Here is a 25,852-nt window from a genome sequence, read left to right as displayed (position 1 = left end):
CAGGTGCAATACACATATCGTAAGTAGAACTACTACTACATCAAACTTTAAGAAATAAGGAATTTACAATGTTAAAATTAAATAAAGTAACTCTAGTAGCATTTTTTTCTGTATTAACTTCGATAGTGGCCTCAACAGTAACAGCAGGTGAACTTGATACTGCTTTAAAACTCAGCCAAGAAGATCTGATTAGTAAGTACGACACTAATGGTGATGGCAAGTTGAGTAAATCTGAAGTTTCAGCGAGTAATAACAGCAAACTTATTTCTAGCTTTGACTCTCTTGACTCAAATAAAGATGGTCAACTAAGTGCAGATGAGCTAGCAAAGTTCTAAGCATACTCTTTGTATCACCAACATTGCTCGCGGATTATGAGTGATGGTCTATTTGATAAAGTCAGCTAGCGAAAACTTGTTAGCTGGCTTTTGCGTTAAATTTATTGCCCCATATTTAATTTTATTAATTACTTACGTTTATAAACTAAGTGTTGATTATAAGAGTACTACTTACGTTACGTAGCTACATCAATACAATATACAAAAAATATCTTCAAAATATAAAGAGCTACTACACTTAGGGTAACAATATTCGAAGACGATTAGTTTATCTGGCGGTATTTAGGTTTAACGAGGACTTTTATGAACAAACAATCTAAATTATTTACTTTCTTATTTATTGCTCTGTTTATTGAGTCAATTCTTATCTCGTTTGTGAACAATACGTTATTAGAAGCCATCGTGATTGGTGGCCCAGCAATGGCTATTGGCTTGTTTATGATAAAAACAGCGCCTGAATCAGCGTTAACAAGACATGTTGCAGCTCTTGTATCTATGGTGTTTGCCTGCCTCCACATTCACCAGTTAAATGGTCTAATTGAAGTACATTTTGAGATATTTATACTGATGGCATTCCTCATTATTTACAGCGACTGGCGAGTATTTATTACTGCCATTGGTCTGATTGCCGTTCATCATTTTTCTTTTTATTTTATGCAAGTCAATGGCGCAGGAGTGTATATCTTTGATGAAGACAGACTACATTTCACAACAGTACTTATTCATGCCGCTTATGCAATTGTTGAGGCCTGTGTTGCAGGTTATATTGCTAAACAATTATACGATGACAGCATAGTAGGAAATGAGCTGGCAAATTTAACGGGTTACCTAGTTTCTAATCCAAAAGAAATTGATTTAAAAGTTCGTAGTGAAATACCAGACAATCAAATTCTTAATGGTTTTAATAACTTATTATCGCTTCTGAATAATACGATAGATGATGTGAAAACCCAATCTATTGAGCTGATCGAAAACAACAAAAAATTGTCATCGGTTAAAAGTGGCCTTGAAACGTCAACTAAATATCGATCCGAAGAAATCAATAGCATTGCGTCCTCAATTGCAGAAATGGTTCATACGGTAAATCTAATTTCTGACAACGCATCACAACTTAGTACACAAATGGGCGAAGCACTTAATTTAACGGAAGTGACAAAAACGTGTATTTCAGATATCAATGCGAACAACGAGACGTTAACGAATGCATTAAACCTGACGAGTTCTGAAATTACCGAGCTATCCAAATCTAGCGAAGCAATTTCCGCTGTATTGGCTGAGATTTCAGGTATTGCTGAACAAACAAACTTGTTGGCACTGAATGCGGCAATTGAGGCTGCCAGAGCGGGTGAGCAAGGAAGAGGTTTTGCTGTCGTGGCCGATGAGGTCAGAGCGCTTGCCAATAGAACAAAAGAAAGCACGGCAAAAATTACCGAAACGATTGCACAGTTAATGGAATACTCAAACCGCTCTACAGAGTCAATGAGTCATTGTATCGAAATAGTTAGCAATGTGAATGAAGTGGCTAGTGATGCCGGTAATAAAATTAAAGAGGCTACCTACCTTGTTGCGAAATCTAATGACATTGCAATAGCTGTTGCTAATTCCGTTGAAGAACAATCACAGTCAATTAACGCGATTTCTGAGATTACAGATAATATTAGAAACTCAAGTGGTGATGATGTTAATAGAATTAACGACCTTTCAACTGAGGCCAAACGGATTGAGGCATCTATTTCATCGTTAGAAAATCATGTCTCAAACTTCAAATAATAAACTACACTGGGGATACTATTTATTAACGGCAGTTTGGCTGACTTTAACTGCCGTTAGCGCTTATTATTTTGTTTCAAAACGCATAAAGCCCTTTGATCCAAATGGTATTTTAGTAAATGTAAGATCCGAGGATGTAGTTAAACAATTAGCGTCTATTTACCCGGTAACTGAGTTATCACAAAAGCGGGTTATTCATTTTATCGACCCAAACTGTGGGTGTAATCAAGTGCCATCCGAGCATAAAAAAAACCTTGATAAGGTATTTGAAGGCCAAGGTTTTAACATTGATAACGTTGAAGTTTCTGAATCTATTTCATCTCTGATTCCAGCAACACCGTCACTTGCTGTTTTAGATAAAGGCGAGTTGGTTTATTTTGGCCCTTACTCTGCAGGCTATAGCTGTTCATCAAATAACAGTTTTGTTGAAGTGGCGATGAATAACTATTCACAAGGGTTTAACCCAAATCTCATTGTCTCAAATGTTTCCGGCTGTTTTTGCCAAACATAACGCGTCATCAACTTTCGCTGGTGCTAAAAAATCACCATAACTAGCTGAAATTAATCACCATCGTGTTTCAGAAATCGAGATTTACGACTATCATTTAAGGTAATTCTTCAAATTAGGATTTACAGTAGCAACTGATAACTCATGATTAAATCTAAACACATTTTTATTGTCGCATTTTTAGCTGTAGTAAACGCTTTGTTTATTAAACAGGTAATAGCAAATGAATTTAATGTTAGTGGATTCGCTACTATTGGTGGCGTTCAAACTAACTCATCACAATACGGCTATCGTGCAGACATGTCGCAAAATGTAGGAGCGAAATCTAACGAGTTTAGATTTACCCCTGTTAGCAATTTAGGCGTTCAAATAGACTACTCTATCAACGAACATTGGGACGCGGTGGCGCAACTTGTTTATAAAAAGCAGGATAAATATGGTTTAGACAATTTAGCTCAATTGGCGTTTGTGCGTTACAAAGTCTCGCCGCAATGGAGTCTGCGTGCAGGTAGAACGGCTATTGATGTTTTTCAACTTAGTGATGTACGCGAAGTGGGTATAGCTTATCCCTGGGTCGTAGTTCCAAACGAAGTATACGGTTTTGTACCTAATCGAAGCTCGGATGGCATGGACGCGACGTATTCCGGAAGAGCGGATTCATTTAATTATTCCGTGAAAGGCTTTTACGGGAAAACCGAAAGTGATTTTTCATCTTCGACATACGATCCTGTTTTTTTTGACGACTTAACTGGCATCAAGTTAGAGCTTTCTTCTTATTCTTGGTTGCTTGCAGCTCGATATACAGAAGCTACTGCAACTAATAGCTCAGATAGCCTCGATTCCTTCGTGCAACTTATTCCAACATTTTCTGCTGTCTTCCCAGCTGCGCCTGAGCTAGCAAATCAGATAGATTTTACAAATAAAAAAATATCTTACGGCTCAATATATGCGATGAAAACATTCGGTAATTATGAAGTGTCTGCAGAGTGGGTGCATATCGATTCGGAAACCTTGCCGATAGAACATATTGAAAATGGCTTTATAAATTTAAGCTATCTATTGAATGGACATACCTTTTACGCTACCTATTCAATGGCAGAATCTGAAGAGTATTATTTTGATGAGATCCCTTTGGACTCTCCTATTAGTAGAGACATCGCCTTTGTAATCGAAGAAGTAGTAGCAATATTTAGACACAATCAAGAAACATTTTCTATTGGCTGGAGATGGGATGTATCTGAATCACTTGCAGTTAAACTACAATGGCAAAAAGTAAATGTTGATGAGCGCGGTGGCGGTTTGCAAAAGTCAGATAAATTCCGTGTGGAGGGAACCGAAGAGTCCTTTAATAACGTGTTTGCGGCAGTGAGTTTCAGCTTTTGATGACAATAACTCGATTTTTATCAATAACCTTATTAACCTTCATGTTGTTATGCTCATGGGGGCCAATTGCCAGCGCCAATAATTCACAAATCTTAGTGGTTACGAGCAAAGATAATCCAGTTGATTCAATAAATAGAAAAGAGCTGATCGATCTATATATGGGCAAGTATTCGGCTTTTTCTAATGGAAACACGGCAAAACCAATAGACTTTACTGGTGACAACAATATCAAATCTGACTTTTATAACGCGTTAGTGGGATTATCGCTGGCAAGAGTAAATGCCTATTGGTCAAGGTTGAAATTTACAGGGCGTGTGCGGCCACCGTTGGAACTTACTACGTTGGAAGATATTGAAACTATTTTAAAAAATGAAAAAAATGTAGTTTGCTATGTGTATCGTTATCAGCTCAACGACTCAATGAAAGTGGTGTATGAATTTGATTAAAACAATGGGTATTGCCAGTAGGTTAGCATCGCTGATAATACTTTCGGCATTTGCTATTGCGTTTACCTTTTCTCAATATTTTTACAATTTGACTTACAACGCTGAAATCTCTAATGCCAATTCATCTATCGAAGAGTTATTACAAATAGTCTCTCCTACTGCCTCTATCGCAGCATTTGTGTCTGACGAAGAATTAGCTAAAGAGGTTATTAACGGCTTGATGCGAAGCAAAAACGTAAAAGCGGCAGCATTTACAAGTGATAACATTAAATATGAAATAAATGTTAAGTACCTGCAGCAAAAAAACGTACAAATTTTTGCTATTTACCACCCATTCTTAACTGATGAAAAAATAGCTGAAATAATGGTTATGCCTGATTTTAGCTATATAGAACGTCAAGCTGCGCGTATTAGCACAGGTAATACCTATGCTTTATATCTATTAGCGGTAATCGTAACCCTGGTATCTATTATTATTTGTTATTTTTTAGTAACGCAGCCATTAAAACGGGTTAGCAATTTACTTCATATTTTAGAGCCTGGTACAAAAGATCGCATTATTACTCCACGTTATCATGAAGGAACCGAAATAGGCGTCTTGGTAAGCGACACTAATGCTATTTTGAATAACGTTGAACAAAAAATAAAACAGGAACGTAAATTAAGGGCTGAAATTGAAGCATTGGAACGACGATTTCGAATGCTTTTCGAAAATGCGAAATCGTCAATCGTACTATTGGATACGGAAGGAAAACTCGTTCTATTTAATGAAGCCTTTGTGTCATTGATAGAGTCGACAGGACTGTATATTAATAAGCAGAATACTGAATTCGGCGAACTTTTAATGGAGTTGTTTTTGGAGCCCGAGCTTGTGCTTACGTCGGTTAGAGATGCGTTTACTCATGGAGAGATAGCCATGGGTGAATATCAATTACGTAGCTTTAATCAAGCCGCTAATATGTGGGTTCAGCTATTTGCAACGCAAATTGACACCGATGACGGCGAACGATACTACCAAGTGATGTTAAACGATATATCTAAACGTAAATTGGAGTTAGAAGTATTAGCAAAACAAGCGGATTTTGACGTACTCACTAAAGTGTTAAATAGAAATGGTGGGGAGAAAGCAATACAAACAAAAGTACAACAAAAGGTTGAGTTTGCATTAGTCTTGATTGATTTAAACGGTTTTAAACAAGTGAATGACACCCATGGTCATGACGCCGGGGATGAAGTGCTAATGAGTGTTGCAAATAGGTTAACCGATACCATTCGACACGATGATGTCGTGATACGCTGGGGTGGCGATGAGTTTGTTCTGTTACTGAAAACAGAAAATGGCAGAGAGGACATGGTTCGAAATGCTATGGATAAGGTAAGGAATTTAATAAAAAAACCAATAGAATTAGCAGATAGCGGGTTATCGGTAACAATAGGAATGAGCGCTGGAGTAGCATTTTACCCTGGCACAGCAAGTAGCATAGACACTTTAATGAAGTATGCCGATAGAGCCATGTACAAAGCGAAAGAAGTTAAACATACCGATCCAGATAACTATCTTTTTTTTGCCTCCACAAACAAAAGCGAGGACTAGCCTCGCTTAAGTAAAGAGTGTAGAGCTATTATTTTAATCCAAGTAATTTTAACTGTTTCTCTACAACGTTAGCTGGTACCGGCACGTAACCGTCTTTTTCAACAATTTGTTGTCCAGCTTGCGATAGTATCATTTTCACAAATTCTGCTTCCATTGGCGCAAGCGGTTTGTTCGGGTGCTTGTTTACATATACATATAAAAAGCGTGATAGAGGGTATTTACCCGTTACCGCATTTTCCATAGAGGCAGTAATATAATTGTCACCACGCTTTGCTAGAGGAACGGCGCGAACACCAGAGGTCTTGTAGCCTATACCAGAATAACCAATACCGTTTAAAGATGATGATACAGATTGTACAACAGATGCAGATCCAGGCTGTTCGTTCACGTTATTTTTAAAATCGCCTTTACACAGGGCTTTTTTCTTAAAATAACCATAGGTTCCAGATACTGAATTTCGACCGAATAGTTGAATGTCCTTTGCTGTCCATTCACCGGTTAAACCGAGGTCACCCCAGCGGTCGATATCTGCATCACTGCCGCACTTACGATTTGAAGAAAATATAGCATCTACTTCTGAAATGCTAAGTCCTTTAATTGGATTGTCTTTATGGACGAATACGGCTAACGCATCTATTGCAACTGGAATTGCAGTTGGTTTATAGCCATGACGTTTTTCAAAAGACTCAACTTCTTTTGATTTCATTTTTCGGCTCATTGGGCCAAAGCTAGAAGTTCCTTCGGTAAGAGCTGGAGGGGCGGTGGATGAACCTGCAGCTTGAACTTGAATATTAACATTTGGATAGTAACGTTTAAATTCTTCTGCCCAAAATGTCATCATATTAGCCAGTGTATCTGAACCAACAGATGATAGGTTACCAGATATACCGCTTACTTTTTCGTACTTAGGAATTTCTTTATCAACAGCGTTCGCAGTTGAACTTAATAGTGTGACTAAAGTGAAACCTAATGCGCTAACGAGTGCTTTTAATTTCATGTCTTGCTCCATAGAGAATTGAATTAGATCTTTATTAAACTATGGTCATGTTAGTAAATTTATATGACAGATATATGACATGGATTATTTAATTTAACTAAATTTTAAACAAAAAAAAGCTGCAAAATAATGCAGCCTTTTTATATTTAATTTAGATGGTAAATCTTAGAATTTTTGTTCTAAACCAAGGCCTAAATAAGTTTCGTCTTCAGCCATATCAAAGTTAAACGTGGTGTAAAATGCAAAAACTTTTGAGTTTTTTGCAAGCTTTCTGTCTACACCAAAGGTAAAGCCATTGTCATCTTCCAACGTTTGAAACTGACCTTTTAAATTATATTTTCCAAGCTTGTATTGTGCATTTACTAAGTAACCAGACTTATCTTCACCGGTTGCCACATTTTCTTGTGTTTGAAACATTGCTCCGACAATAACGTCGCTTACTTTAGTTGCGAATGTAATACGAGTAGCGTCATACCCTTTCACTTCGTTGTCCATAGCAACGGCCGCATAAAACTTGCCTTTCTTTAAAGCTGAGTCACCGTAAGCTAGAGATAATGATGTCGAAGAATCATCGTTAGCTTCGTCTAGGATATAACTTACACCAACTTGAAAGTTGTTAAACTTTGGTGATTTATAAGTGATTGAATCGTTCATACGATTCTCGCCTTTCCACAAGCTTTTTATATCGCCTTCAAGGTCAGAAAAGATATCGAATTTACCTTGTGACTGTTTTAATACGGTATCGTTACGGCCGACTAATAACTCACCAAATGCACCTCGTATACCAATATATTGGCTACGAGAGGTTAGGTTTAATTCTTTTGACTCATCAGAAACGTCTACTTGTACTTCATACTGGTAAACCATTTCCAACCCGCCATCGAGTTTTTGCGAGCCTTTAATGCCAATTCGTGATGCATTGCTTTTGATTTCAGTTGTTGAATCTGTTCCGTCATCTGACGATTGCACAGTTAGGTTAGCTTTGCCGTAAATGACAGGATCCGCTAAAACCGCTGCTGGCATTGAAGCTAAAATGGAAGTGGCAACTAACGTCTTAAACATTTTCATATGAATACCCATAAACGAAATTAAGATTAAATATAAACCAAAAAGGATTGGCTCGAATAAGCGTCATTAAACAACAGAAATGTTACAGAAATATTTCAAACCCGTTCAATTATGACAATTTTTTAACAATTTTGTTAATTGTAGTAATAAAAACCTAAAATTCTATTAAAAGTGTTAAGAACAAACGCATGAATGATAGTTATTATAATTTAGTTCACTTTTGAATAAATCTATTTAAAATAAGAAAAAATTGTACTAGTGGGTAGTAAAATGTCGAGAGAACAGTGGGGCATATGCAGTGAAGCAAATTTGCATGGTTTGCACTTGTTTTTTAATACCCATGAAGGATATGAGCCGGCAATAAGAGAAGCACTGAGCCAACTGCCTGCGTTATTCGAAGAGATCAATGAGCAGTTTTCCGAAGCTATGTTTAGCGGTGTGGTTGCTATAGGTGCCAACTTTTGGTCGGAACTATACCCAGACAGTAAACCTGCCAATTTAAAACCATTTCCTTCTATGCACCATGAAGATCGACATATGCCCGCCGTTCCAGTCGATTTGTTTTTTCAACTTCGCTCCGACAGGCATGACGTTAATTATATTGCTAGCCGACGACTACTTAACCTGTTTGGTGAAATGGTTGAATTAATAGAACAGGTTCCATGCTTTAGATATTTGGATGGTAGAGATTTAACGGGTTTTATAAAGGGCACTGCAAATCCTAAAGGGCGCTTAAGGCGTAAAATTGCTTTAATAGAAGAGCCAGGTCCATTTAATAACGGTAGCTATGTGCATATTCAGCGTTATAGGCATAATATTAATAGATGGCAAGGTATCCCTACTGAAGAGCAGGAGCTCATAATTGGTCGTTATAAAAAGGATAATTCAAGAGTAAGCCAAGACGAACTACCTGAGACCGCACATGCGTTTCGTGCTCGATGTTTTGATGCCAATGGCGAGCCTGTTCAGCTCCTAAGACAAAGTATGCCTTATGGCAACCTTACCACACAGGGGCTTTTATTTGTTTCATACTGCGCTAATGCTGATAGCTTTGAAAAAATATTAGCAAACATGGTGTTTGGTAGCGATGCCGGAAACTATGATCACCTACTGAATTACACAACCGCAGAAACAGGCGCAGCCTTTTTTGCACCATCTATTGATTACTTACTAAATCAGGGTAATGTAAACTAATCATTATCCATTCTGTCTTTTTTAACCGCTGTAAAAGGAATTTATTATGAATGAAATACTCAGCTCAATCATATCGTTTGAGTTCGCACTTCTAATTTTAGTTATCGTGTTACTCAAATCATCTATTAAGTTTGTTCCTCAAAATCGAGCATATGTTATAGAGCGATTTGGTAAATTTAATAAATCTATCGAGGCTGGCTTAAACTTTATTGTGCCTTTTGTTGATGTAGTTGCTTACGACCGTTCTTTAAAAGAGCAAGCAGTTGACGTACCAGGTCAATCTGCGATTACTCGAGATAACATTTCATTAATTGTTGATGGTGTATTGTACTTCCGAGTTTTAGACCCTTACAAAGCGTCTTATGGTGTTGACGATTATGTATTTGCCGTTATTCAACTATCTCAAACTACTATGCGTAGTGAAATAGGTAAAATGGAACTAGATAAAACGTTTGAAGAGCGTGATTCGTTAAATACTAATATAGTCGCAGCTATTAATGAAGCGGCCGGTCCGTGGGGCGTTCAGGTTTTACGTTATGAAATTAAAGATATTATTCCACCGCAATCTGTAATGGAAGCGATGGAGCGCCAAATGAAAGCAGAGCGTGAAAAGCGAGCTCAAGTCCTAGAGTCCGAAGGTGATCGTCAAGCCGCAATTAATGTTGCGGAAGGTCAAAAGCAAGCGCAAGTACTTGCTGCAGAAGCTGAAAAATTAGAGCAAATATTAAAGGCAGAAGGTGAAGCGAAAGCGATTATGCAAGTTGCGGTAGCAAAAGCGGAAGCCTTAGAAACAATAGGTAACGTAGCCAAGACCGAGCAGGGTCAGAAAGCGATTCAGCTAGACCTAGCAACAAAAGCAATAAGTGCAAAACAGGCTATAGCGAAGGAATCGTCGGTTGTTCTGCTTCCAGATAACGCCACTGACGCGAGTAGCATGGTTGCGCAGGCTATGAGTATTATTGGCACCATGAATAAAAGCTAAAGGAGACTGTGATGTCATTTTTTGAAAATACAGCTCAAATGTTAATGGCAGCGGGCGTTTTACTCGCTGTTATCGATATTGTTTTTTTAGGTTTTGCGACCTTTTTTCTAACTCTAATTGGATTGGCAACGCTAACAACAGGATTGTTATTACAGTTCGGTATTATCAGTGATACATGGACGGTTATTTCGTTATGCATTGCGGTTTTGTCAGCGGTTTATAGTGCTATTTTATGGAAGCCGCTATCTAATTTACAGAAGACCGAGCCTAAGCATAATGTGCACTCCGATTTGTTTGGACACCAGTTTAGGTTAGAGACGCCAGTGTCGCCAACTCAGCCAGGAAGTTATCAATATTCAGGCATTACGTGGAAAATAGAAAGTGATGAGTCGCTATTAGCGGGAGATAAGGTTGAAGTAACCGACATACAAGTAGGTCTTATGACGGTCAAATCAGTTTCTAATAATTAGTAATTAAACTAGAGGTTGAGTTATACGGTTTCAAATAGTGTTTTTACATTATTGAGAGTGTGCTCAATCTCACTTACTTTTAACGGTGCGATAAAAATAGTGTCATCACCAGCAATAGTTCCCAATACACCTTCCGCTTTACCGACTGAATCTAATAATCGAGCAATAAGCTGAGCAGCTCCTGGACTAGTTTTGATAATAACCATAGCTTCATTGTGATTAATATCTAAAACTAACTGGCGTAATGGACTCTTTGCGGTAGGCATGCCAAGTTCGGCAGGCAAACAATACACCATTTCTTGTTTTGCATTACGGGTTCTTACAGCACCGAAGCGAGTAAGTAGCCGAGATACCTTAGATTGACTAATATTATCGAAGCCTTGGCTTTTAAGCGCATCGACGATATCTATTTGCGATCCGAAACGTTCTTCGTTTAAAAGCTCTTTAAATGCTTTAATTAGTGCTTCTTGCTTGTTTTGCGTCATTGTATTTTTTCCTTGCCAGCTACTCAGGCGGAATTTTAATGCATTTCATCATATAATACTAATTGCGAATTGAGTTTTCGCCGAACTTTCAGTATGGTTGCGGCAAAATTTACTTCTCGATCATTGATTAAAATTGGAGATTAATATGAAAGTTGCAGTATTAGGTGCCGCTGGTGGTATCGGACAGGCTTTATCATTACTACTTAAAACTCAGTTACCTGCTGGTTCTGAATTAGCCTTATATGACGTTGCACCGGTTGTTCCAGGTGTTGCAGTTGACTTAAGCCACATCCCAACTCAAGTTAAAGTTGAAGGTTTTGGCGCTGACGATCTTGCAAAAGCGTTAACAGGTGCAGACATTGTTCTTATTCCTGCGGGCGTACCTCGTAAGCCAGGCATGGACCGTTCAGATTTATTTAACATCAATGCGGGCATCGTAAAAACATTAGTTGAAGGTATTGCTGACAACTGCCCTGAAGCACTTACTGGTATTATTACAAACCCAGTTAACACAACAGTAGCAATTGCTGCAGAAACGTTAAAAGCTAAAGGCAAATACAACCCTGCTAAATTATTTGGTGTAACGACGCTTGACGTAATCCGTGCAGAAGCTTTTGTAGCTGAAGCAAAAGGATTAAACTGTGAAGACATCGTTGTTCCAGTTATCGGTGGTCACAGTGGCACAACTATCCTTCCTCTTCTTTCTCAAGTAGAAGGCGTTGAGTTCTCACAAGAAGAAATTGAGAAACTAACTAACCGTATCCAAAATGCTGGTACAGAAGTTGTTGAAGCTAAAGCCGGTGGCGGTTCTGCTACTTTATCTATGGGCCTTGCAGCTGCACGTTTTTGCTTAAGCCTAGTAGATGCTATTAACGGCGAAGATGATGTTTACGAATACACATATGTAGAAGTAAATAGTGAAGATGCTCGTTTCTTTGCTCAGCCAGTCTTGATTGGTAAAGATGGCGTAAAAGAAATTTTCCATTACGGCGACCTAAGTGACTTTGAAGCTAAATGTAAAGCTGAAATGATCGAAGGTTTACGTGGCGACATCACACTAGGTGAAGAGTTCGTAAACGGTAAATAATAAAAACAACGTTAGTTTTTATTAAAAAAAAGCACCTAAGGGTGCTTTTTTTGTTCTTCTCGCCATAACCACCATGAATAGCCGACGGGTATTAGTGCAGCAGGAACAACAACAACAGGGATCACTAATTTTAGTAGCTCGTTGTTAGCAAAAGGAGCAACAAGCATTGTAATAACACCGGCTAACATAAACAATTTACCACCTAGCCTATGTGTTTTCCGCCAAACCTCGTCACTACTTAATGTCCAAGGCGTTCTAATGCCGATAAAAAAGTTACTTCTAGTTTTACTCATAAAATTACCTGCGACCATTAACACTAATCCTACAGACGCAAGGATGACTTTATGCATTTCAAATTCGACACCTAATATTATTGCAACGTAACCGGCTTCTATAATTGCAAGTAGAACAACCACCGACGCTATGATTGCTCGCGCGGCGGTTAATGAATGAGTAAGGTTCTCTTTTCTCGGCTCTAAGTGCTTTAATACAGTTAGAATCAAAAGAGACGCTACCATCAAAACAGGAGGCATTATTAGCGCTGTGGCAGCGTTAGTCAATCGATCTACTTCACCGCTAGCGTTCCAATGAATTGGGAGCTGTAATCCTTCAGGTACCAAATTGATGGCAATAGCTGCTACTACACTCGTTATAACAGTGATAAAGATGCTGAATTTAACTAAGTTCATAAAGACTCCTTTTTACTTTCGTCTTTTTGTCCAAATATAGAAAATAAGCCACTCATTAATTCTTCTACCACACTGGCATTAAGAGAGTAGGTTATGGTGGTTCCGTTTTTTACTGTAATGACTAAACCCGCAGATTTTAGGACATTGAAATGTCCCGAAAGGGTGGACTTAGCCACATCAATTTGCTCTGCAATTTCACCAGCGGTGAGATCTTTTTTCTTTAACATAGAGAGGATCTCGCGCCTTACGGGGCTAGATAGTGCTTGAAAGATATCTGCCATAATTTTCACCATGTTAAGTAGTTATTTCGTAAATTACCGAAATAAAAGTATTTAGACAAGTGTTAATTCGCTTTTTTCCGAAATAATGGGTTTTTGTTGTGTAACTATATGATTTTTATTGTTATAAAAACGTTGTAGAAAGGTGCTTAAGGTAATCTAGCTGATACGTTATGTTTATTCAGTATTTTTTGGAGTTGCCCATTAGAACGAATTTTCGCTATCGCTTCGTTAATTCGCAGTAATAAGTGTTTATGCTCGTTTCTTAACCTTAAACGAATATAACCTTGTGTATGTGTTAAAGGAAACTCTATATCTACGTCGTGAACTTTTGCCCAGTGCTTTGCAACTTCCCGTTCTAAAATAGCTGTTTTAAATCGGTCTTGCTTTAAACCTAAGATAACTTGTTGTTCATTCAAAAAGTCAATTCGGTTAAACTTTTTGTCATTCAAATAAAAGTAACCGGCAATTGTTCCAACGTCTAAATTGAAGTAAGAGTGGGGAGTAGAAAGGTCTAAATCGGTACCAGTTTTAACCACAAACATTTCTGATATCTCAAATATAGGTTCGGTAATTATATATTTGTCTTTATCAATTCCATGGGTAAACCATTCTAAACAAATAAAATCAAAGTCGACTAAACCTGATTTTAATGCCATCTCGGCTCGTTTGGGCGGGAAATAGACAGCTTTAAATGAAATATCTGATTCAGCGGAAATGCTATATATTATTTCTTCAAATACTCCAGTACTTCCTGCGTTCGCTCCTCGCTGATAGGGAATCCATCCACCTTCTAGTCCTAAGTCGTAAAATAATGTGTTTACACTGCTCTTTGATGATGTTGTGCGATCTGCAAATACAACAGATGAAAAAAACAAATAAAAAACAATAGCGGCTTTTATTATTTTCAATAGCATGCCGGACCTTGGGTCGAAAACAGTTTAATGTAATCGATATTATAGGAATGATTTAGTAAAGGTACATCATGTAAACGAGAAAATATGACTTTACAGATGAATTCCAAGTAAAACTGTCGACCGTATAATAAGGTTTAGGCAGTTCTATTAACAGCAGTGTGAGCAAGCCCAATGAGCGCCTGTTTAAATTCATTGTCTTGAATGGCTTCTAAAGCCATTATTGCTTTATCAGCTTCGGACTCGGCTTTCTTTGTAACATACTCAAGCGCTTTGGTTTCATGCAGAGCATTCATAATGTTATCAAAATGTTCCATGCCGTTGGTATTTTCAATGGCGTCTTTAATTAAGGCAGCCTGTTCTTCATTACCGTTCCACATAGCATACAATAATGGCAGTGTCGGCTTACCTTCAGCAAGATCATCACCTACGTTTTTACCCATATCGTCGGCGTCAGAACTGTAGTCCATTACATCATCAATTAGCTGAAAAGCCGTTCCTAAATGCATACCGTAAAGTTGCATTGCTTTTTCGATTTGCTCATCGGCACCCGCAATAATTGCGGCGAGTTGAGTTGCAGCTTCAAACAAACGGGCGGTTTTACCATAAATGACATCAAAGTAGCTTTGTTCTGTGGTATCAGGATCATTACAGTTCATTAACTGCAATACTTCACCTTCAGAAATAGTGTTAGTAGCATCGGCAAGAATGTTCATTACGCGCATCGATTCTAGCGTTACCATCATCTGGAATGAACGCGTATATAAAAAGTCACCAACTAGTACACTGGCCTGATTTCCAAATACTGCATTAGCTGTTTCCTTGCCACGGCGCATAGTTGACTCATCAACAACGTCGTCATGCAGTAGTGTTGCAGTGTGAATGAATTCGATTATGGCCGCTAAGGTGTGATGCTTATCACCTTGATAACCAAGGGCTTTTGCTGCAAGCACAGTCAGCATTGGACGAATGCGCTTACCACCACTATTAACGATATACATCCCTAATTGGTTGATCAATGCGACGTCTGATTTTAATTGCGATCCGATGCATGCATTCACTTTTTGCATGTCTTGTTCAGCCAGCTCTAGGATGTTTTTTATATTCATCTACTGCAGTTTTATAGGTTGCCTTAAATTTTGAGAAGGAAGTTTACCTGACAATCAAAAAATTCCCAAAATTTTATCGTTTAAGCCCTAATTATTGACGTTATATGGCGTTAAAAATTTTTTAATACAAAATTTATTAAATTAAAGACAAATTACACTTGCCTAATGCCTGTTAGTCATTTAGAATTCGCGCCCTGTTTTACAGAATTAATTTGTGCGAAAAGCGCACAGGAGACGGAGTAATATGTACGCGGTATTCCAAAGTGGTGGTAAACAACACCGTGTTGCTGAAGGCCAAACCATTCGTCTAGAAAAACTTGACGTAGAAACTGGTTCTACAGTTGAGTTTGATCAGGTGTTATTAGTTGCTAACGGTGACGATGTTAAAGTCGGTACCCCAGTAGTAGCTGGTGGAAAGGTTTCAGCTGAAGTTGTTTCTCACGGTCGTGGTGAGAAGATTAAAATCGTTAAATTTAAACGTCGTAAGCATTCACGTAAACAAGCGGGCCATCGTCAATGGTTCACTGAAGTGAAGATTACAGGCATTAACGCTTAATTAAGAAGGTACTTAAAAATGGCACATAAAAAGGCTGGTGGTAGTACTCGTAACGGTCGTGATTCAGAAAGCAAACGTTTAGGTGTTAAGCGTTTTGGTGGCGAATCTGTATTGTCTGGTAACATTATCGTTCGTCAACGTGGTACTAAGTTCCACGCTGGCACAAACGTAAGCATGGGTCGTGATCACACGTTGTTCGCTACTTCAGACGGTAAAGTAAAATTCGACGTTAAAGGTCCTCTTAACCGTAAATACGTAAGCATCGTAGCTGAATAAGCATACGATAGTTACAAATTTGAAACCCCGCTATTGCGGGGTTTTTTGTTTGTAACAAACATAGTAGTAGCAGACTGGCAGACTTTGCAGTTCAGTCTTATAGTTACAAGTGATTTAATCCTTAAAGTTAGTTGGCTAAAATGAAATTTGTTGATGAAGTTGAAATAAAAGTCGACGCCGGAGATGGTGGCAATGGTGCCGTTTCTTTCCGTCGTGAAAAATATGTTCCCATGGGTGGCCCCGACGGTGGTGATGGTGGAGACGGTGGCGACGTTTATTTACTAGCTGACGAAGGTTTAAATACCTTGATTGATTACCGTTTTGAGCGCTTTCACAAGGCTCAGCGCGGAGAAAATGGTAAAGGTCGCCAATGTACAGGCTCACGCGGTGAAGACTGTGTATTAAGAGTACCAGTAGGTACTCGTGCCAGAGACTTAGACACAGGCGAAATTATCGGTGATTTAACACGAGCTGACCAAAAGTTGCTTGTTGCTAAAGGCGGTTTCCATGGTTTAGGCAATACTCGTTTTAAAAGCAGTGTTAACCGAGCGCCTCGCCAAAAAACCAATGGTACTCAAGGTGAAGTCCGCAATCTTCAATTAGAGTTGTTGTTGCTAGCCGATGTTGGCATGTTGGGTCTACCGAATGCTGGTAAGTCAACATTCATTCGTTCTGTTTCAGCCGCAAAACCTAAAGTGGCTGACTATCCGTTTACAACATTAGTTCCTAACTTAGGTGTTGTTCGTGCGGGTAATTCATTCGTTGTCGCGGACATTCCTGGTCTTATTGAAGGGGCTGCTGACGGAGCTGGATTAGGTATTCGTTTCTTACGTCACCTAGAGCGCTGTCGTGTATTGCTACATTTAATCGATATCCTTCCTGTAGACGGCTCAGATCCTGTAGAAAATGCTAAAGTAATTGTTAGCGAGTTAGAGCAATACAGTGAAAAGCTAGCAGCTAAACCTCGTTGGTTAGTATTCAATAAAATTGATTTAATGCCGGAAGATGAAGCGAATGAGCGATGTAAGGAAATTGCAGAGCAAATCGGTTGGGAAGGTCCAATTTATCAAATATCAGCATCACAAAGTTTGAATACAAAAGAGCTATGTAATGATTTATCTGATGCACTTGAAGATATGCCTCGCGAAGTTATGACTGCCGAAGAAGAAAAAGTCGACTTCCAGTGGGACTCATATCATAACAACGCCATGGACGACATTGATGAAGATGACGATGATTGGAATGAAGATGACTATGACGTTGAAGTAATTTATAAGCCTTAAGGGTTTATAAAACGTCAGAACCTAATTATGATAGCCTTCCATTTGGAAGGCTTTTTTATATAAAGTAGTTGTAAATATGACAAAAATATCACTAATAGCAGCAATGGCTAACAACCGAGTTATCGGCAAAGATAACGATATGCCTTGGCATATGCCAGCAGATCTAAAGCACTTTAAACAAGTTACACTAGGTAAGCCTGTTGTAATGGGGCGCAGAACGTTTGAGTCTATCGGAAGGCCTTTACCAGGACGCAAAAATGTTGTTATCACTCGCAATCAAGATTGGCAGCATACAGGCGTAGAAGTAGTAAACAGCCCATCTGATGCTTTGGCTTTATTAGCGAATGAACCTGAAGTTATGGTTATTGGTGGTGGTAATATTTATCAGCAGTTTTTACCTATGGCTAACTTTCTTTATCTCACGTTTATAGATTTACAAGTAGAAGGTGACACCCAGTTCCCAGACTGGCAAACAGTAGGTGAATGGCAAGAGATAGAGACTGTTAAGCATTTGAAGGATGAAAAAAACGCAAATGATTATCAGTTTGTTACTTTGCAGAAGATTGATTGATAAACTTCCATGAATTGGTTGGAGTTGATATACTCCATTTTTGTGGTAGTGTTCAAAAAAATTAATAATGAGAGTTAATATGAAGTCAATTGTAGCTTTTTTATCAACGGTTGTAGTTTTAAGCGTTATGTCTTTGAGCACACCAGCCAAAGCGGATGATGTAGCATCATTCTTAGCCGGTGTTTGTGACAACGTAGCTGACGACAACAAAGGGCGTTTTCGTAAAAAACTTAAAAATGCCGGTGTTAAATTAAGAAATATCTATGATGGTGTAACTTGTGGTGGTGAACCATTAATTCGTTATGCAATCCAAAAAAATGCAAATGAAGTAGGCGTATTTATGGTAAAACGTATGCCGTCATCTCACTTTTCAGCTTCTGGTGATCTAGAGTGGGCCAAATCAAATGGTTTTGCTGACTCTAAAATAACTAAAGCAATTGCTAGTCGATAATTATTTGCTATCGATGTAATAAAAAACCGCTTATATAGCGGTTTTTTATTATCAGAAGATTCACTCTGGTTTAAATTTGAAGGATAAGGCTTCTAATAGCGGTAATGGCTTACTAATGTAATAACCTTGGGCGTATGTGACGCCAATCTCTTTTAGGTTATGAAAAATTTCTTTATTCTCTACAAACTCTGCCACACTATGTTTTTTTAGTACAAGAGCTACATTTGCAATAGCGGTCACCAATGTTTTGTCTACGTCGTTCACATTCATATCCTTAACAAAGCTACCGTCTATTTTTACCGAGTGGGCAGGCAGTTCTTTTAAATAAGAGAAAGTACTAAAGCCAGTCCCAAAGTCATCAATTGAAAACTGACAGCCTATTAGGCTTAATTGCTCTATCATGCGTCGAGTACCACTAACATTGGTTAAACTGGCTGACTCTGTTAACTCGAAGATAATGCGTTCGCCAGGGACTTTGTAAATTGCTAACTTCTCTTTAATTAAAGGTAATAAACGTTCATCGGAAAAGGCTTGGCCAGACAGATTAATTGCAACTTTGTGCAGCCCTGGATTTTCACTTATTAATTTGATTGTTTTATTTATTACTTGATGATCTAAAAAACTGATGTCTTCAGCTCGTTCTAGTGCTGGAATGAACTCGTTAGGGTAAGTAATTTTATTTTCTATTTCTAACCGAACTAAAGCTTCAAAGTAACCAACACATTCATCGGCGTAATCCCAAACCGGTTGAAAATGCATAACAAGATTATCATCAATGACAGCTTGTTGTAGTCGTTGAACCCACTTCATATTGTCTAGTTGCTTGTTCGAATCTACGTCATCAGCTTCATAACTATGTGCTCGATTTCGACCCTTTTTCTTAGCAACATACAGCGCTATGTCAGCTTGGCGCAGATATTCCGCTGGCGTTGATTGGCCATCAATTTCAGATACACCAATAGATGCACTAATTTTGTATGTCGTATTACCAAATGTGAAATGAGCCGCTGCAATTTGTTGGCAGATACTTTCTCCAATATCGATGGCATTTTTCAACTTTGTCTCAGACAACAGAATAATGAACTCGTCACCACCGACTCGGCATAAAATATCTGATTGACGTAAGCGCTGCGTCAGTATTAACGCGACTTCTTTTAGTACTAAGTCACCCATTTGGTGACCTTCGGTATCATTAATGATTTTAAAGTGGTCAAGATCGATATACAAAAGGCTATGAGTTTCTTTACCTCTTGATGCAAGCAATGTAAGGCGACTTAGCTCGTTATCAAAATAATATCTGTTATATAGTCCAGTTAACGTATCGTGCAGCGCAAGATGTTGAAGTTTTTCTTCCGCTTGTTTGCGATCGTTAATGTTATCCAACGTAGCCGTTAATCCTTGTACAAATCCGTCTTTTACAAGTTGATGCAGTCTAACTTCGACCCAGAGTGATTGATTTTTAACGGTTTTGATTTTGAGCTCGGTGGTGGTGCTAGTGACCGATTGCATTAATATATCGTTTAATTGATGGTTAAAGCGTTGACCTCCTAGCTCGTCAAATTCGATAAACTCTATAAGTGGCAAATTTAATGAGTCTTCTATTGGATAACCAGTTAATAATTCCCAAGCTTTATTTACAAACTTAATTCGTCCCGTGGTATCAAGCTCTAAAACGACAGAACTTAAATTTTCTAATAGCTTTGTGTGCGCATCTGACAGGTTTTGAAATTTCTGTTTACTCAACTCAAGCAATGTCACTTTTTCAGCGAATTGTTTGTTACTGATAATAAAGTCATTACGTTGTGCAGCTCGTTCGCAAACATTTATTATTCTGGACACATTAATAGGGTTATAAATAAAATCACTCGCACCTTGCGTCATGAAAAATTCGGCGCGGCTTGTGTCGTTTTTGGGGATAATGACAACAACGGAAACTTCAGGCTTTTCTTGCCGAATAGTATTGAGTAGGGCCAGCGCTGTATCATTTTCTAAATCACTGTCTAAAACAACTAAGTCGACAGCTTGTTGGCGAATAATGGCTAAACCATGCTTAGCACTTTCTGCTTCGAGAGTTAGGAATTTACTAGAAAATAAATTATTAAGCTGGTCACTCAAAGCCGGTTCACTAACCACTGTGAGAGTAGTAAGTCGCGTATTGACCGGGATTTGACTCGAAAAGGCGTCTGCAAGTATTTGGTTTAGTTGTGATATTTCTTCAGTTGTAACCACTGCATTAATACCGAATGATTTTGCGGTTGCCTCCGCAATCCGTTCGCAGTGAGTATCAGTTATTAAAACGATAGGTATTTTTTTATCACACAGATAGATATCGGAGCGAATTAAACTGGAAAGGCTCCATCCATCCACTTTTCCTATGGAGATCTCAGAAATAATAAATTGGTATTTAGTCGACTTTAAATGCTGTATCGCAGTTTCACTATCAGGAACAGCATCAATTTCAAAGAGTTGCAGATTACTGATCTTTTGCATCAGTAGTCGTTTAATATGGAAGTTAGAGGTAATAAGTAATAACGGCAACAACTGCGACATTGACTAAACCATATAAAAAATAACTTACCTTACTTTATAAATTAAATGGAGATTAAACAAGTAATGATATTTGTTTAGTCATTCTGTTTTAGTGGGGTCACACAAAAAACACTGGTATAATACAGCGCAAATTTTTTAATTGTTGAGGTCTGTAGTGCAAGTCGCTGATTTTCATTTTGATTTACCAGAACACCTAATTGCGAAGGCGCCAAAAGCCGAGCGTAGTGCCAGCCGTTTAATGCAACTTGATGGCAACAGTGGTGACATTACCCATCGTAACTTTGCAGAAATTATTGATTTGGTAGAGCCTGGCGATTTGTTGGTATTCAATAATACCCGAGTAATTCCAGCTCGTATGTTCGGCCAAAAATTGACGGGCGGTAAAGTTGAAATTTTAGTTGAACGTATGCTTGATGAACACGGTGTATTAGCTCATGTACGTGCAAACAAAGCGCCTAAGCCTGGCAATGTTATTGAATTTGACGGCGGTGCTCAAGCTGAAATGATTGCTCGCCATGATGACTTATTTGAATTACGTTTTTCAGGTGATTCGCCAGTATTAGCTATTTTAGAAGAGCATGGACACATGCCTCTACCGCCTTATATTGACCGTCCAGACACCGAGGATGATAAAGAGCGTTATCAAACCGTTTATAATGAAAAGCCGGGCGCAGTAGCCGCACCGACAGCTGGATTACATTTTACAGAAGGTTTATTAGAGGCAATTAAACAAAAAGGCGCCAACATAGCGTTCATTACACTTCATGTAGGAGCGGGGACATTTCAATCTATACGTGTTGATGAAGTTACCGAGCACAAAATGCACTCCGAGTATGCGGAAGTACCTGAGTCAGTGGTTAACGCAATTAAAGATACCAAACTAAATGGTAAGCGTGTTATTGCAATCGGTACTACTTCGGTTCGCTCGTTAGAGTCAGCCGCGTGGAAGTGCAATATGGCATCATCTGAGTATGACTCCTTGTTACCGTTTACTGGCGAAACAGATATTTTTATTTATCCGGGTTATGAATTTAAGTTGGTAGACGCCATGGTGACTAATTTCCATTTGCCTGAGTCAACATTGATAATGCTAGTATCGGCCTTTTCTGGAAAAGAAAACATCTTACGCGGTTACAATGAGGCAGTAAGCAATGAATATCGCTTTTTTAGTTATGGTGACGCTATGTTCCTTACTAAGCAGCAACTGAACAAATAAACAAACAAATACAGAGTAAAGTCGTCAAAGTAGGCGATTTTTAAAGCCGTATTAGATATAATAACGGCCATTTTTAAACTGGTTAGCCGGTTAAATTAAACAGAATTTAAGAGACACACATGAAGTTTGAATTAATAAATACCGACGGCAAGGCCCGTCGAGGAAAACTGCATTTTGAACGCGGCACAGTTGAGACTCCAGCATTTATGCCAGTGGGAACCTACGGTACTGTGAAAGGTATGACGCCAGACGAAGTTAAAGAGACTGGCGCTCATATATGCTTAGGCAATACTTTTCACTTAATGTTAAGGCCGGGTACTGAAATCATCAAAAAACACGGTGATTTGCACGACTTCATGAACTGGGATAAACCTATATTAACTGACTCAGGTGGTTTTCAAGTTTTTAGTCTTGGCGACTTACGTAAAATTTCTGAAAAAGGTGTTGAGTTTCGTTCGCCGATCAACGGTGAAAAAATCATGCTTACACCCGAGCGTTCAATTGCTGTGCAACGTGATTTAGGTTCTGACATTGTGATGATTTTTGACGAATGTACGCCTTATCCGGCGACACGTGAAGAAGCTAAATCATCAATGGAACTGTCTTTACGTTGGGCTGAACGTTCAAAACAAGAGCACGGCGACAGTGACTCGGCGTTATTCGGCATAGTTCAAGGCGGTATGTATCCAGATTTACGTGAAATTTCATTAGCAGGTTTGGAGTCTATTGGCTTTGATGGTTATGCCATAGGTGGCCTGTCAGTAGGCGAGCCAAAAGAAGATATGATTAATATCTTAGATACCACTGCTTATAAGCTTCCAGAGAACAAACCTCGTTACTTAATGGGTGTTGGTAAGCCAGAGGATTTAGTAGAATCAGTTCGTCGTGGCATAGATATGTTTGACTGCGTTATGCCAACACGTAATGCAAGAAATGGTCATTTATTTATAACCGGTGGTGTTATAAAGATCCGTAATGCAAGACATAAAGATGACACGTCTCGTTTAGATGACAACTGTGACTGTTATACCTGTGAAAATTACTCGCGTGCGTACTTACATCACTTAGATAAGTGTAATGAGATCTTAGGTGCTCGATTAAATACAATTCATAACTTGAGATATTACCAACGTGTAATGCAAAGCTTACGTGATGCAATTGAGCAAAACCGACTAGAGGAATATGTTGCTGAGTTTTATGCTCGTCGTGACTTACCTGTTCCTCCATTATCGGACGAGGGTGCGCCTCAGGCGTCAAAATAATCGTAAAATTATTTAACTAATTATTTGGCTTGCTATTGTAACTGCAATAGCAAGTCCTTATATCAAACTTCATAAATTAAAAATTATAAGAAACTACTTTAGGGGATTTTAATGAGTTTATTTATTTCTAACGCACATGCTGCTGCTGGTGCACCGGGTGCTGCTGCGGGTCCAGACATGATTATTATGTTAGTTATTTTCGCGCTGATCTTTTACTTCATGATTTATCGCCCACAGGCGAAGCGTGTTAAAGAACACAAAAACCTAGTCAATTCATTAGGCAAAGGTGATGAAGTTCTAACAGCAGGTGGTTTAATTGGTAAAATCACTAAAGTCTCTGAAGATAAAGACTTTGTAAAAGTGGAATTAGCTGAAGGTACAGAAGTGATGGTTCAAAAAGCTTCAATCAATACTGTACTGCCAAAAGGCACCATCAAGTCAATCTAATTTGCAACCAGCCGGATATCGGCTGGTTTTTTTATATTTGAAAATCGAAAAGGGTTAGTTCGTGTTAAACAAATATCCAATGTGGAAATATATAATGGTGGTGATGGTTTTACTCATCGGCGCTTTATATTCTGCTCCCAACTTATATGGTGAAGATCCTGCTATCCAGGTGTCAGGTCTTCGTGGTGCCGAAGTTAGTGAAGTTATTTTAGATGACGTTATTAATAAATTAGATGCGGCTAATATTCCTTATAAAACCAGCGAGATTGCTGGTGATCGCATTTTAGTGCGTTTAAAAAATGAAGAAGATCAATTAAAAGCAAAAGAAGCGATTGGTGACTCGTTAGGTGAAAAGTACATTGTTGCACTTAACTTAGCGCCAGCAACTCCTGAATGGCTGCAAGCTTTCGGCGCTAGTCCATTAAAACTTGGTTTAGATTTACGTGGCGGTGTTCACTTCTTAATGGAAGTTGATATGAACGAAGCCATGAATAAGTCTTACACACAAATGGTCCAAGACTTTCGAGCTGACTTACGTGAAGAAAAGTTGCGCTATCGTTCAGTGAGAAGAGAAGCCAAGCTTGACGCTGTTAGAGTTGAAATGCGCAGTGAAGAAGATCTAGATTTGGCGGAGAGTTTTCTTAGCAAACGTTACCCTGATCTAGTAGTTTCTGAAGACAGTAACACCGACGAAGCTGACTTATTGATCCGCATGAGCGAACAAAAAATAAAAGAGACTCGTCAATACGCTGTGGACCAAAATATTACCATTATTCGTAATCGAGTAAACGAATTAGGCGTCGCCGAGCCGTTAGTTCAGCGCCAAGGCCAAGATCGTATTGTTGTTCAATTACCAGGGGTTCAAGATACAGCGCGAGCTAAAGAAATCCTAGGTGCAACAGCAACACTAGAATTTAAAATGGTTTATCCAAATGGTGATATTAGTTCGGCATTAAACGGAAGAGTGCCGCCAAACGCTAAGCTTTATGAAAACTCTAAACGCGGTCCAATTTTATTAGAAAAACGAGTTCGTTTAACGGGTGATCATATTGTTGATGCGCAAAGTTCATTTGATGAGTACGGCATGCCACAAGTAACTATTAATTTAGATACTAAAGGTGGTAACAAAATGTCGGCTATGACCAAAGACAACGTTGGTAACCCAATGGCGGTTGTGTTTATCGAATATAAGCCGACGGAGCAAAAAGACGCGAATGGAGTTTCAAAACTTAAAAAAGTTGAAGAAGTTATCCAGGTTGCGACGATTCAAAGCCGTTTAGGCCGACGCTTTTCTATTACTGGTATCGACACTTCAGCAGAGGCGCATAACTTAGCATTAATGCTTCGTGCGGGTGCACTTATCGCACCTATTCAGATTGTTGAAGAACGCACAGTTGGGCCAAGCTTAGGACAAGAAAATATAAACGCGGGTATGAGTGCCGTATTACTAGGATTTGGTTTAGTTCTTGTATTTATGTTGTTCTACTATAAAAAGTTTGGCTTAGTTGCAAACGTAGCGTTGGCAGCAAACTTAGTACTTATCATTGGCGTTATGTCGATGATACCTGGTGCCACTTTAACACTTCCTGGTATTGCAGGTATTGTTCTAACCGTAGGTATGGCGGTCGATGCAAACGTTCTAATATTCGAACGAATTAGAGAAGAGATAAAAGAAAAGCGTAGCCCTCAACAAGCGATTCACCACGGTTATGATAGTGCATTTTCAACAATTGCTGATGCCAATATCACTACCTTTATTGCAGCAATAATACTGTTTGCAGTTGGTACGGGTCCTATTAAAGGTTTTGCTATTACTTTAGCAATCGGTATTGCAACCTCTATGTTTACTGCAATTGTTGGTACTCGTGCCATTGTAAATGCAGTATGGGGCGGCAAGAAAATTGATAAGTTATCTATCTGATAAGGCGAAT

General features: G+C 38.7%; 27 protein-coding genes. 19 read left to right on the top strand and 8 right to left on the bottom strand.

Annotation, left to right across the window (positions count from 1 at the left end; all coding sequences use genetic code 11):
• Positions 1 to 68: 68 nt before the first annotated feature.
• From ACZ1GV_RS10665 to ACZ1GV_RS10640, 6 genes are all read left to right on the top strand, one after another.
• Positions 69 to 335, top strand: coding sequence for an EF-hand domain-containing protein (locus ACZ1GV_RS10665; RefSeq protein ID WP_472674155.1), 267 nt, complete (start codon positions 69 to 71; stop codon positions 333 to 335).
• Positions 336 to 638: 303 nt separating this feature from the next.
• On the top strand, positions 639 to 2,105 hold the full coding sequence (locus tag ACZ1GV_RS10660; protein ID WP_472674154.1) for a methyl-accepting chemotaxis protein: 1,467 nt from the start codon (positions 639 to 641) through the stop codon (positions 2,103 to 2,105).
• Complete coding sequence (locus ACZ1GV_RS10655) at positions 2,086 to 2,616, top strand: DUF6436 domain-containing protein (RefSeq protein ID WP_472674153.1); 531 nt, start codon at positions 2,086 to 2,088, stop codon at positions 2,614 to 2,616. The genes ACZ1GV_RS10660 and ACZ1GV_RS10655 overlap by 20 nt, the downstream gene beginning before the upstream one ends.
• Before the next feature lie 141 nt (positions 2,617 to 2,757).
• Complete coding sequence (locus ACZ1GV_RS10650; protein ID WP_472674152.1) at positions 2,758 to 3,996, top strand: hypothetical protein; 1,239 nt, start codon at positions 2,758 to 2,760, stop codon at positions 3,994 to 3,996.
• 41 nt (positions 3,997 to 4,037) lie between these two features.
• A complete protein-coding gene (locus ACZ1GV_RS10645; protein WP_472674151.1) occupies positions 4,038 to 4,442 on the top strand; it encodes a hypothetical protein in 405 nt (134 codons plus the stop codon).
• Positions 4,429 to 6,036, top strand: coding sequence for a diguanylate cyclase domain-containing protein (locus tag ACZ1GV_RS10640; protein ID WP_472674150.1), 1,608 nt, complete (start codon positions 4,429 to 4,431; stop codon positions 6,034 to 6,036). Before ACZ1GV_RS10645 ends, ACZ1GV_RS10640 begins: the two co-directional genes overlap by 14 nt.
• A 28-nt stretch (positions 6,037 to 6,064) precedes the next feature.
• Here ACZ1GV_RS10640 and ACZ1GV_RS10635 read toward each other — a convergent pair whose 3' ends face one another.
• Both ACZ1GV_RS10635 and ACZ1GV_RS10630 read right to left on the bottom strand, forming a co-directional pair.
• Complete coding sequence (locus tag ACZ1GV_RS10635; RefSeq protein WP_472674149.1) at positions 6,065 to 7,033, bottom strand: PstS family phosphate ABC transporter substrate-binding protein; 969 nt, start codon at positions 7,031 to 7,033, stop codon at positions 6,065 to 6,067.
• Between the two features lie 165 nt (positions 7,034 to 7,198).
• Entirely contained in the window at positions 7,199 to 8,101 is a 903-nt protein-coding gene (locus ACZ1GV_RS10630) for a porin (protein ID WP_472674148.1), read from the bottom strand.
• A gap of 270 nt (positions 8,102 to 8,371) precedes the next feature.
• On the opposite strand from ACZ1GV_RS10630, the gene ACZ1GV_RS10625 reads away from it, so the two are divergent.
• From ACZ1GV_RS10625 to ACZ1GV_RS10615, 3 genes are read left to right on the top strand one after another with little or no spacing between them, the layout of a single operon-like run.
• A complete protein-coding gene (locus ACZ1GV_RS10625) occupies positions 8,372 to 9,295 on the top strand; it encodes a Dyp-type peroxidase (protein WP_472674147.1) in 924 nt (307 codons plus the stop codon).
• Positions 9,296 to 9,341: 46 nt separating this feature from the next.
• Complete coding sequence (locus tag ACZ1GV_RS10620; protein WP_472674146.1) at positions 9,342 to 10,277, top strand: SPFH domain-containing protein; 936 nt, start codon at positions 9,342 to 9,344, stop codon at positions 10,275 to 10,277.
• 11 nt (positions 10,278 to 10,288) lie between these two features.
• Positions 10,289 to 10,747 (top strand): NfeD family protein, encoded by a 459-nt coding sequence (locus ACZ1GV_RS10615; RefSeq protein ID WP_472674145.1) that lies wholly within the window; start codon positions 10,289 to 10,291, stop codon positions 10,745 to 10,747.
• A 20-nt stretch (positions 10,748 to 10,767) separates the two neighbouring features.
• Here ACZ1GV_RS10615 and argR read toward each other — a convergent pair whose 3' ends face one another.
• Positions 10,768 to 11,232: a transcriptional regulator ArgR gene (gene argR, locus ACZ1GV_RS10610; protein WP_472674144.1), complete on the bottom strand. Its 465-nt coding sequence runs from the start codon at positions 11,230 to 11,232 to the stop codon at positions 10,768 to 10,770.
• A 145-nt stretch (positions 11,233 to 11,377) separates the two neighbouring features.
• Between argR and mdh the strand changes: the two genes are divergently transcribed.
• Positions 11,378 to 12,319 (top strand): malate dehydrogenase, encoded by a 942-nt coding sequence (mdh, locus tag ACZ1GV_RS10605; RefSeq protein WP_472674143.1) that lies wholly within the window; start codon positions 11,378 to 11,380, stop codon positions 12,317 to 12,319.
• Between the two features lie 35 nt (positions 12,320 to 12,354).
• On the opposite strand, the gene ACZ1GV_RS10600 is transcribed toward mdh, so the two are convergent.
• The 4 genes from ACZ1GV_RS10600 to ispB all read right to left on the bottom strand — a co-directional run bounded on the left by ACZ1GV_RS10600 (position 12,355) and on the right by ispB (position 15,309).
• Positions 12,355 to 13,008 carry an SdpI family protein gene (locus tag ACZ1GV_RS10600; RefSeq protein ID WP_472674142.1) on the bottom strand — a complete coding sequence of 218 codons (654 nt, stop codon included), beginning with the start codon at positions 13,006 to 13,008 and terminating at the stop codon, positions 12,355 to 12,357.
• On the bottom strand, positions 13,005 to 13,289 hold the full coding sequence (locus ACZ1GV_RS10595) for an autorepressor SdpR family transcription factor (RefSeq protein ID WP_472674141.1): 285 nt from the start codon (positions 13,287 to 13,289) through the stop codon (positions 13,005 to 13,007). The genes ACZ1GV_RS10600 and ACZ1GV_RS10595 overlap by 4 nt, the downstream gene beginning before the upstream one ends.
• Before the next feature lie 146 nt (positions 13,290 to 13,435).
• Positions 13,436 to 14,203, bottom strand: coding sequence for a substrate-binding periplasmic protein (locus ACZ1GV_RS10590; protein WP_472674140.1), 768 nt, complete (start codon positions 14,201 to 14,203; stop codon positions 13,436 to 13,438).
• Between the two features lie 134 nt (positions 14,204 to 14,337).
• Positions 14,338 to 15,309 (bottom strand): octaprenyl diphosphate synthase, encoded by a 972-nt coding sequence (ispB, locus tag ACZ1GV_RS10585; protein WP_472674139.1) that lies wholly within the window; start codon positions 15,307 to 15,309, stop codon positions 14,338 to 14,340.
• A gap of 244 nt (positions 15,310 to 15,553) precedes the next feature.
• Between ispB and rplU the strand changes: the two genes are divergently transcribed.
• The 5 genes from rplU (at position 15,554) to ACZ1GV_RS10560 (ending at position 18,446) form a co-directional block, all read left to right on the top strand.
• Positions 15,554 to 15,865, top strand: a complete 312-nt coding sequence (gene rplU / locus ACZ1GV_RS10580) for a 50S ribosomal protein L21 (protein ID WP_210561407.1) — start codon at positions 15,554 to 15,556, stop codon at positions 15,863 to 15,865.
• 18 nt (positions 15,866 to 15,883) lie between these two features.
• Positions 15,884 to 16,141, top strand: coding sequence for a 50S ribosomal protein L27 (rpmA, locus tag ACZ1GV_RS10575; protein WP_155695740.1), 258 nt, complete (start codon positions 15,884 to 15,886; stop codon positions 16,139 to 16,141).
• A gap of 140 nt (positions 16,142 to 16,281) precedes the next feature.
• The gene (gene cgtA / locus ACZ1GV_RS10570; protein WP_472674138.1) at positions 16,282 to 17,424 is read left to right on the top strand and encodes an Obg family GTPase CgtA; all 1,143 of its coding nucleotides are present in this window, start codon (positions 16,282 to 16,284) and stop codon (positions 17,422 to 17,424) included.
• Positions 17,425 to 17,500: 76 nt separating this feature from the next.
• Positions 17,501 to 17,995, top strand: a complete 495-nt coding sequence (gene folA, locus ACZ1GV_RS10565; RefSeq protein WP_472674137.1) for a type 3 dihydrofolate reductase — start codon at positions 17,501 to 17,503, stop codon at positions 17,993 to 17,995.
• Positions 17,996 to 18,074: 79 nt separating this feature from the next.
• Positions 18,075 to 18,446 carry a DUF3718 domain-containing protein gene (locus ACZ1GV_RS10560; RefSeq protein ID WP_472674136.1) on the top strand — a complete coding sequence of 124 codons (372 nt, stop codon included), beginning with the start codon at positions 18,075 to 18,077 and terminating at the stop codon, positions 18,444 to 18,446.
• A gap of 60 nt (positions 18,447 to 18,506) precedes the next feature.
• Here ACZ1GV_RS10560 and ACZ1GV_RS10555 read toward each other — a convergent pair whose 3' ends face one another.
• Positions 18,507 to 20,996, bottom strand: a complete 2,490-nt coding sequence (locus ACZ1GV_RS10555) for an EAL domain-containing protein (RefSeq protein ID WP_472674135.1) — start codon at positions 20,994 to 20,996, stop codon at positions 18,507 to 18,509.
• Positions 20,997 to 21,150: 154 nt separating this feature from the next.
• On the opposite strand from ACZ1GV_RS10555, the gene queA reads away from it, so the two are divergent.
• From queA to secD, 4 genes are all read left to right on the top strand, one after another.
• Positions 21,151 to 22,212 (top strand): tRNA preQ1(34) S-adenosylmethionine ribosyltransferase-isomerase QueA, encoded by a 1,062-nt coding sequence (gene queA, locus ACZ1GV_RS10550; RefSeq protein WP_472674134.1) that lies wholly within the window; start codon positions 21,151 to 21,153, stop codon positions 22,210 to 22,212.
• Between the two features lie 119 nt (positions 22,213 to 22,331).
• On the top strand, positions 22,332 to 23,474 hold the full coding sequence (gene tgt, locus ACZ1GV_RS10545; RefSeq protein WP_472674133.1) for a tRNA guanosine(34) transglycosylase Tgt: 1,143 nt from the start codon (positions 22,332 to 22,334) through the stop codon (positions 23,472 to 23,474).
• 111 nt (positions 23,475 to 23,585) lie between these two features.
• Positions 23,586 to 23,921 carry a preprotein translocase subunit YajC gene (gene yajC, locus ACZ1GV_RS10540; protein WP_472674132.1) on the top strand — a complete coding sequence of 112 codons (336 nt, stop codon included), beginning with the start codon at positions 23,586 to 23,588 and terminating at the stop codon, positions 23,919 to 23,921.
• A 61-nt stretch (positions 23,922 to 23,982) separates the two neighbouring features.
• Complete coding sequence (secD, locus tag ACZ1GV_RS10535; RefSeq protein ID WP_472674131.1) at positions 23,983 to 25,842, top strand: protein translocase subunit SecD; 1,860 nt, start codon at positions 23,983 to 23,985, stop codon at positions 25,840 to 25,842.
• Positions 25,843 to 25,852 lie beyond the last annotated feature (10 nt).

Source organism: Psychrosphaera sp. HA2-10, assembly GCF_055693745.1.
This window is presented reverse-complemented; position numbering and strand designations above follow the sequence as displayed.

Coding starts and splice junctions, on each gene's coding strand:
- ACZ1GV_RS10665 (WP_472674155.1), top strand. CDS start 69: ATGTTAAAATTAAATAAAGTAACTCTAGTAGCATTTTTTTCTGTATTA.
- ACZ1GV_RS10660 (WP_472674154.1), top strand. CDS start 639: ATGAACAAACAATCTAAATTATTTACTTTCTTATTTATTGCTCTGTTT.
- ACZ1GV_RS10655 (WP_472674153.1), top strand. CDS start 2,086: ATGTCTCAAACTTCAAATAATAAACTACACTGGGGATACTATTTATTA.
- ACZ1GV_RS10650 (WP_472674152.1), top strand. CDS start 2,758: ATGATTAAATCTAAACACATTTTTATTGTCGCATTTTTAGCTGTAGTA.
- ACZ1GV_RS10645 (WP_472674151.1), top strand. CDS start 4,038: ATGTTGTTATGCTCATGGGGGCCAATTGCCAGCGCCAATAATTCACAA.
- ACZ1GV_RS10640 (WP_472674150.1), top strand. CDS start 4,429: ATGAATTTGATTAAAACAATGGGTATTGCCAGTAGGTTAGCATCGCTG.
- ACZ1GV_RS10635 (WP_472674149.1), bottom strand. CDS start 7,033: ATGAAATTAAAAGCACTCGTTAGCGCATTAGGTTTCACTTTAGTCACA.
- ACZ1GV_RS10630 (WP_472674148.1), bottom strand. CDS start 8,101: ATGAAAATGTTTAAGACGTTAGTTGCCACTTCCATTTTAGCTTCAATG.
- ACZ1GV_RS10625 (WP_472674147.1), top strand. CDS start 8,372: ATGTCGAGAGAACAGTGGGGCATATGCAGTGAAGCAAATTTGCATGGT.
- ACZ1GV_RS10620 (WP_472674146.1), top strand. CDS start 9,342: ATGAATGAAATACTCAGCTCAATCATATCGTTTGAGTTCGCACTTCTA.
- ACZ1GV_RS10615 (WP_472674145.1), top strand. CDS start 10,289: ATGTCATTTTTTGAAAATACAGCTCAAATGTTAATGGCAGCGGGCGTT.
- argR (WP_472674144.1), bottom strand. CDS start 11,232: ATGACGCAAAACAAGCAAGAAGCACTAATTAAAGCATTTAAAGAGCTT.
- mdh (WP_472674143.1), top strand. CDS start 11,378: ATGAAAGTTGCAGTATTAGGTGCCGCTGGTGGTATCGGACAGGCTTTA.
- ACZ1GV_RS10600 (WP_472674142.1), bottom strand. CDS start 13,008: ATGAACTTAGTTAAATTCAGCATCTTTATCACTGTTATAACGAGTGTA.
- ACZ1GV_RS10595 (WP_472674141.1), bottom strand. CDS start 13,289: ATGGCAGATATCTTTCAAGCACTATCTAGCCCCGTAAGGCGCGAGATC.
- ACZ1GV_RS10590 (WP_472674140.1), bottom strand. CDS start 14,203: ATGCTATTGAAAATAATAAAAGCCGCTATTGTTTTTTATTTGTTTTTT.
- ispB (WP_472674139.1), bottom strand. CDS start 15,309: ATGAATATAAAAAACATCCTAGAGCTGGCTGAACAAGACATGCAAAAA.
- rplU (WP_210561407.1), top strand. CDS start 15,554: ATGTACGCGGTATTCCAAAGTGGTGGTAAACAACACCGTGTTGCTGAA.
- rpmA (WP_155695740.1), top strand. CDS start 15,884: ATGGCACATAAAAAGGCTGGTGGTAGTACTCGTAACGGTCGTGATTCA.
- cgtA (WP_472674138.1), top strand. CDS start 16,282: ATGAAATTTGTTGATGAAGTTGAAATAAAAGTCGACGCCGGAGATGGT.
- folA (WP_472674137.1), top strand. CDS start 17,501: ATGACAAAAATATCACTAATAGCAGCAATGGCTAACAACCGAGTTATC.
- ACZ1GV_RS10560 (WP_472674136.1), top strand. CDS start 18,075: ATGAAGTCAATTGTAGCTTTTTTATCAACGGTTGTAGTTTTAAGCGTT.
- ACZ1GV_RS10555 (WP_472674135.1), bottom strand. CDS start 20,996: ATGTCGCAGTTGTTGCCGTTATTACTTATTACCTCTAACTTCCATATT.
- tgt (WP_472674133.1), top strand. CDS start 22,332: ATGAAGTTTGAATTAATAAATACCGACGGCAAGGCCCGTCGAGGAAAA.
- yajC (WP_472674132.1), top strand. CDS start 23,586: ATGAGTTTATTTATTTCTAACGCACATGCTGCTGCTGGTGCACCGGGT.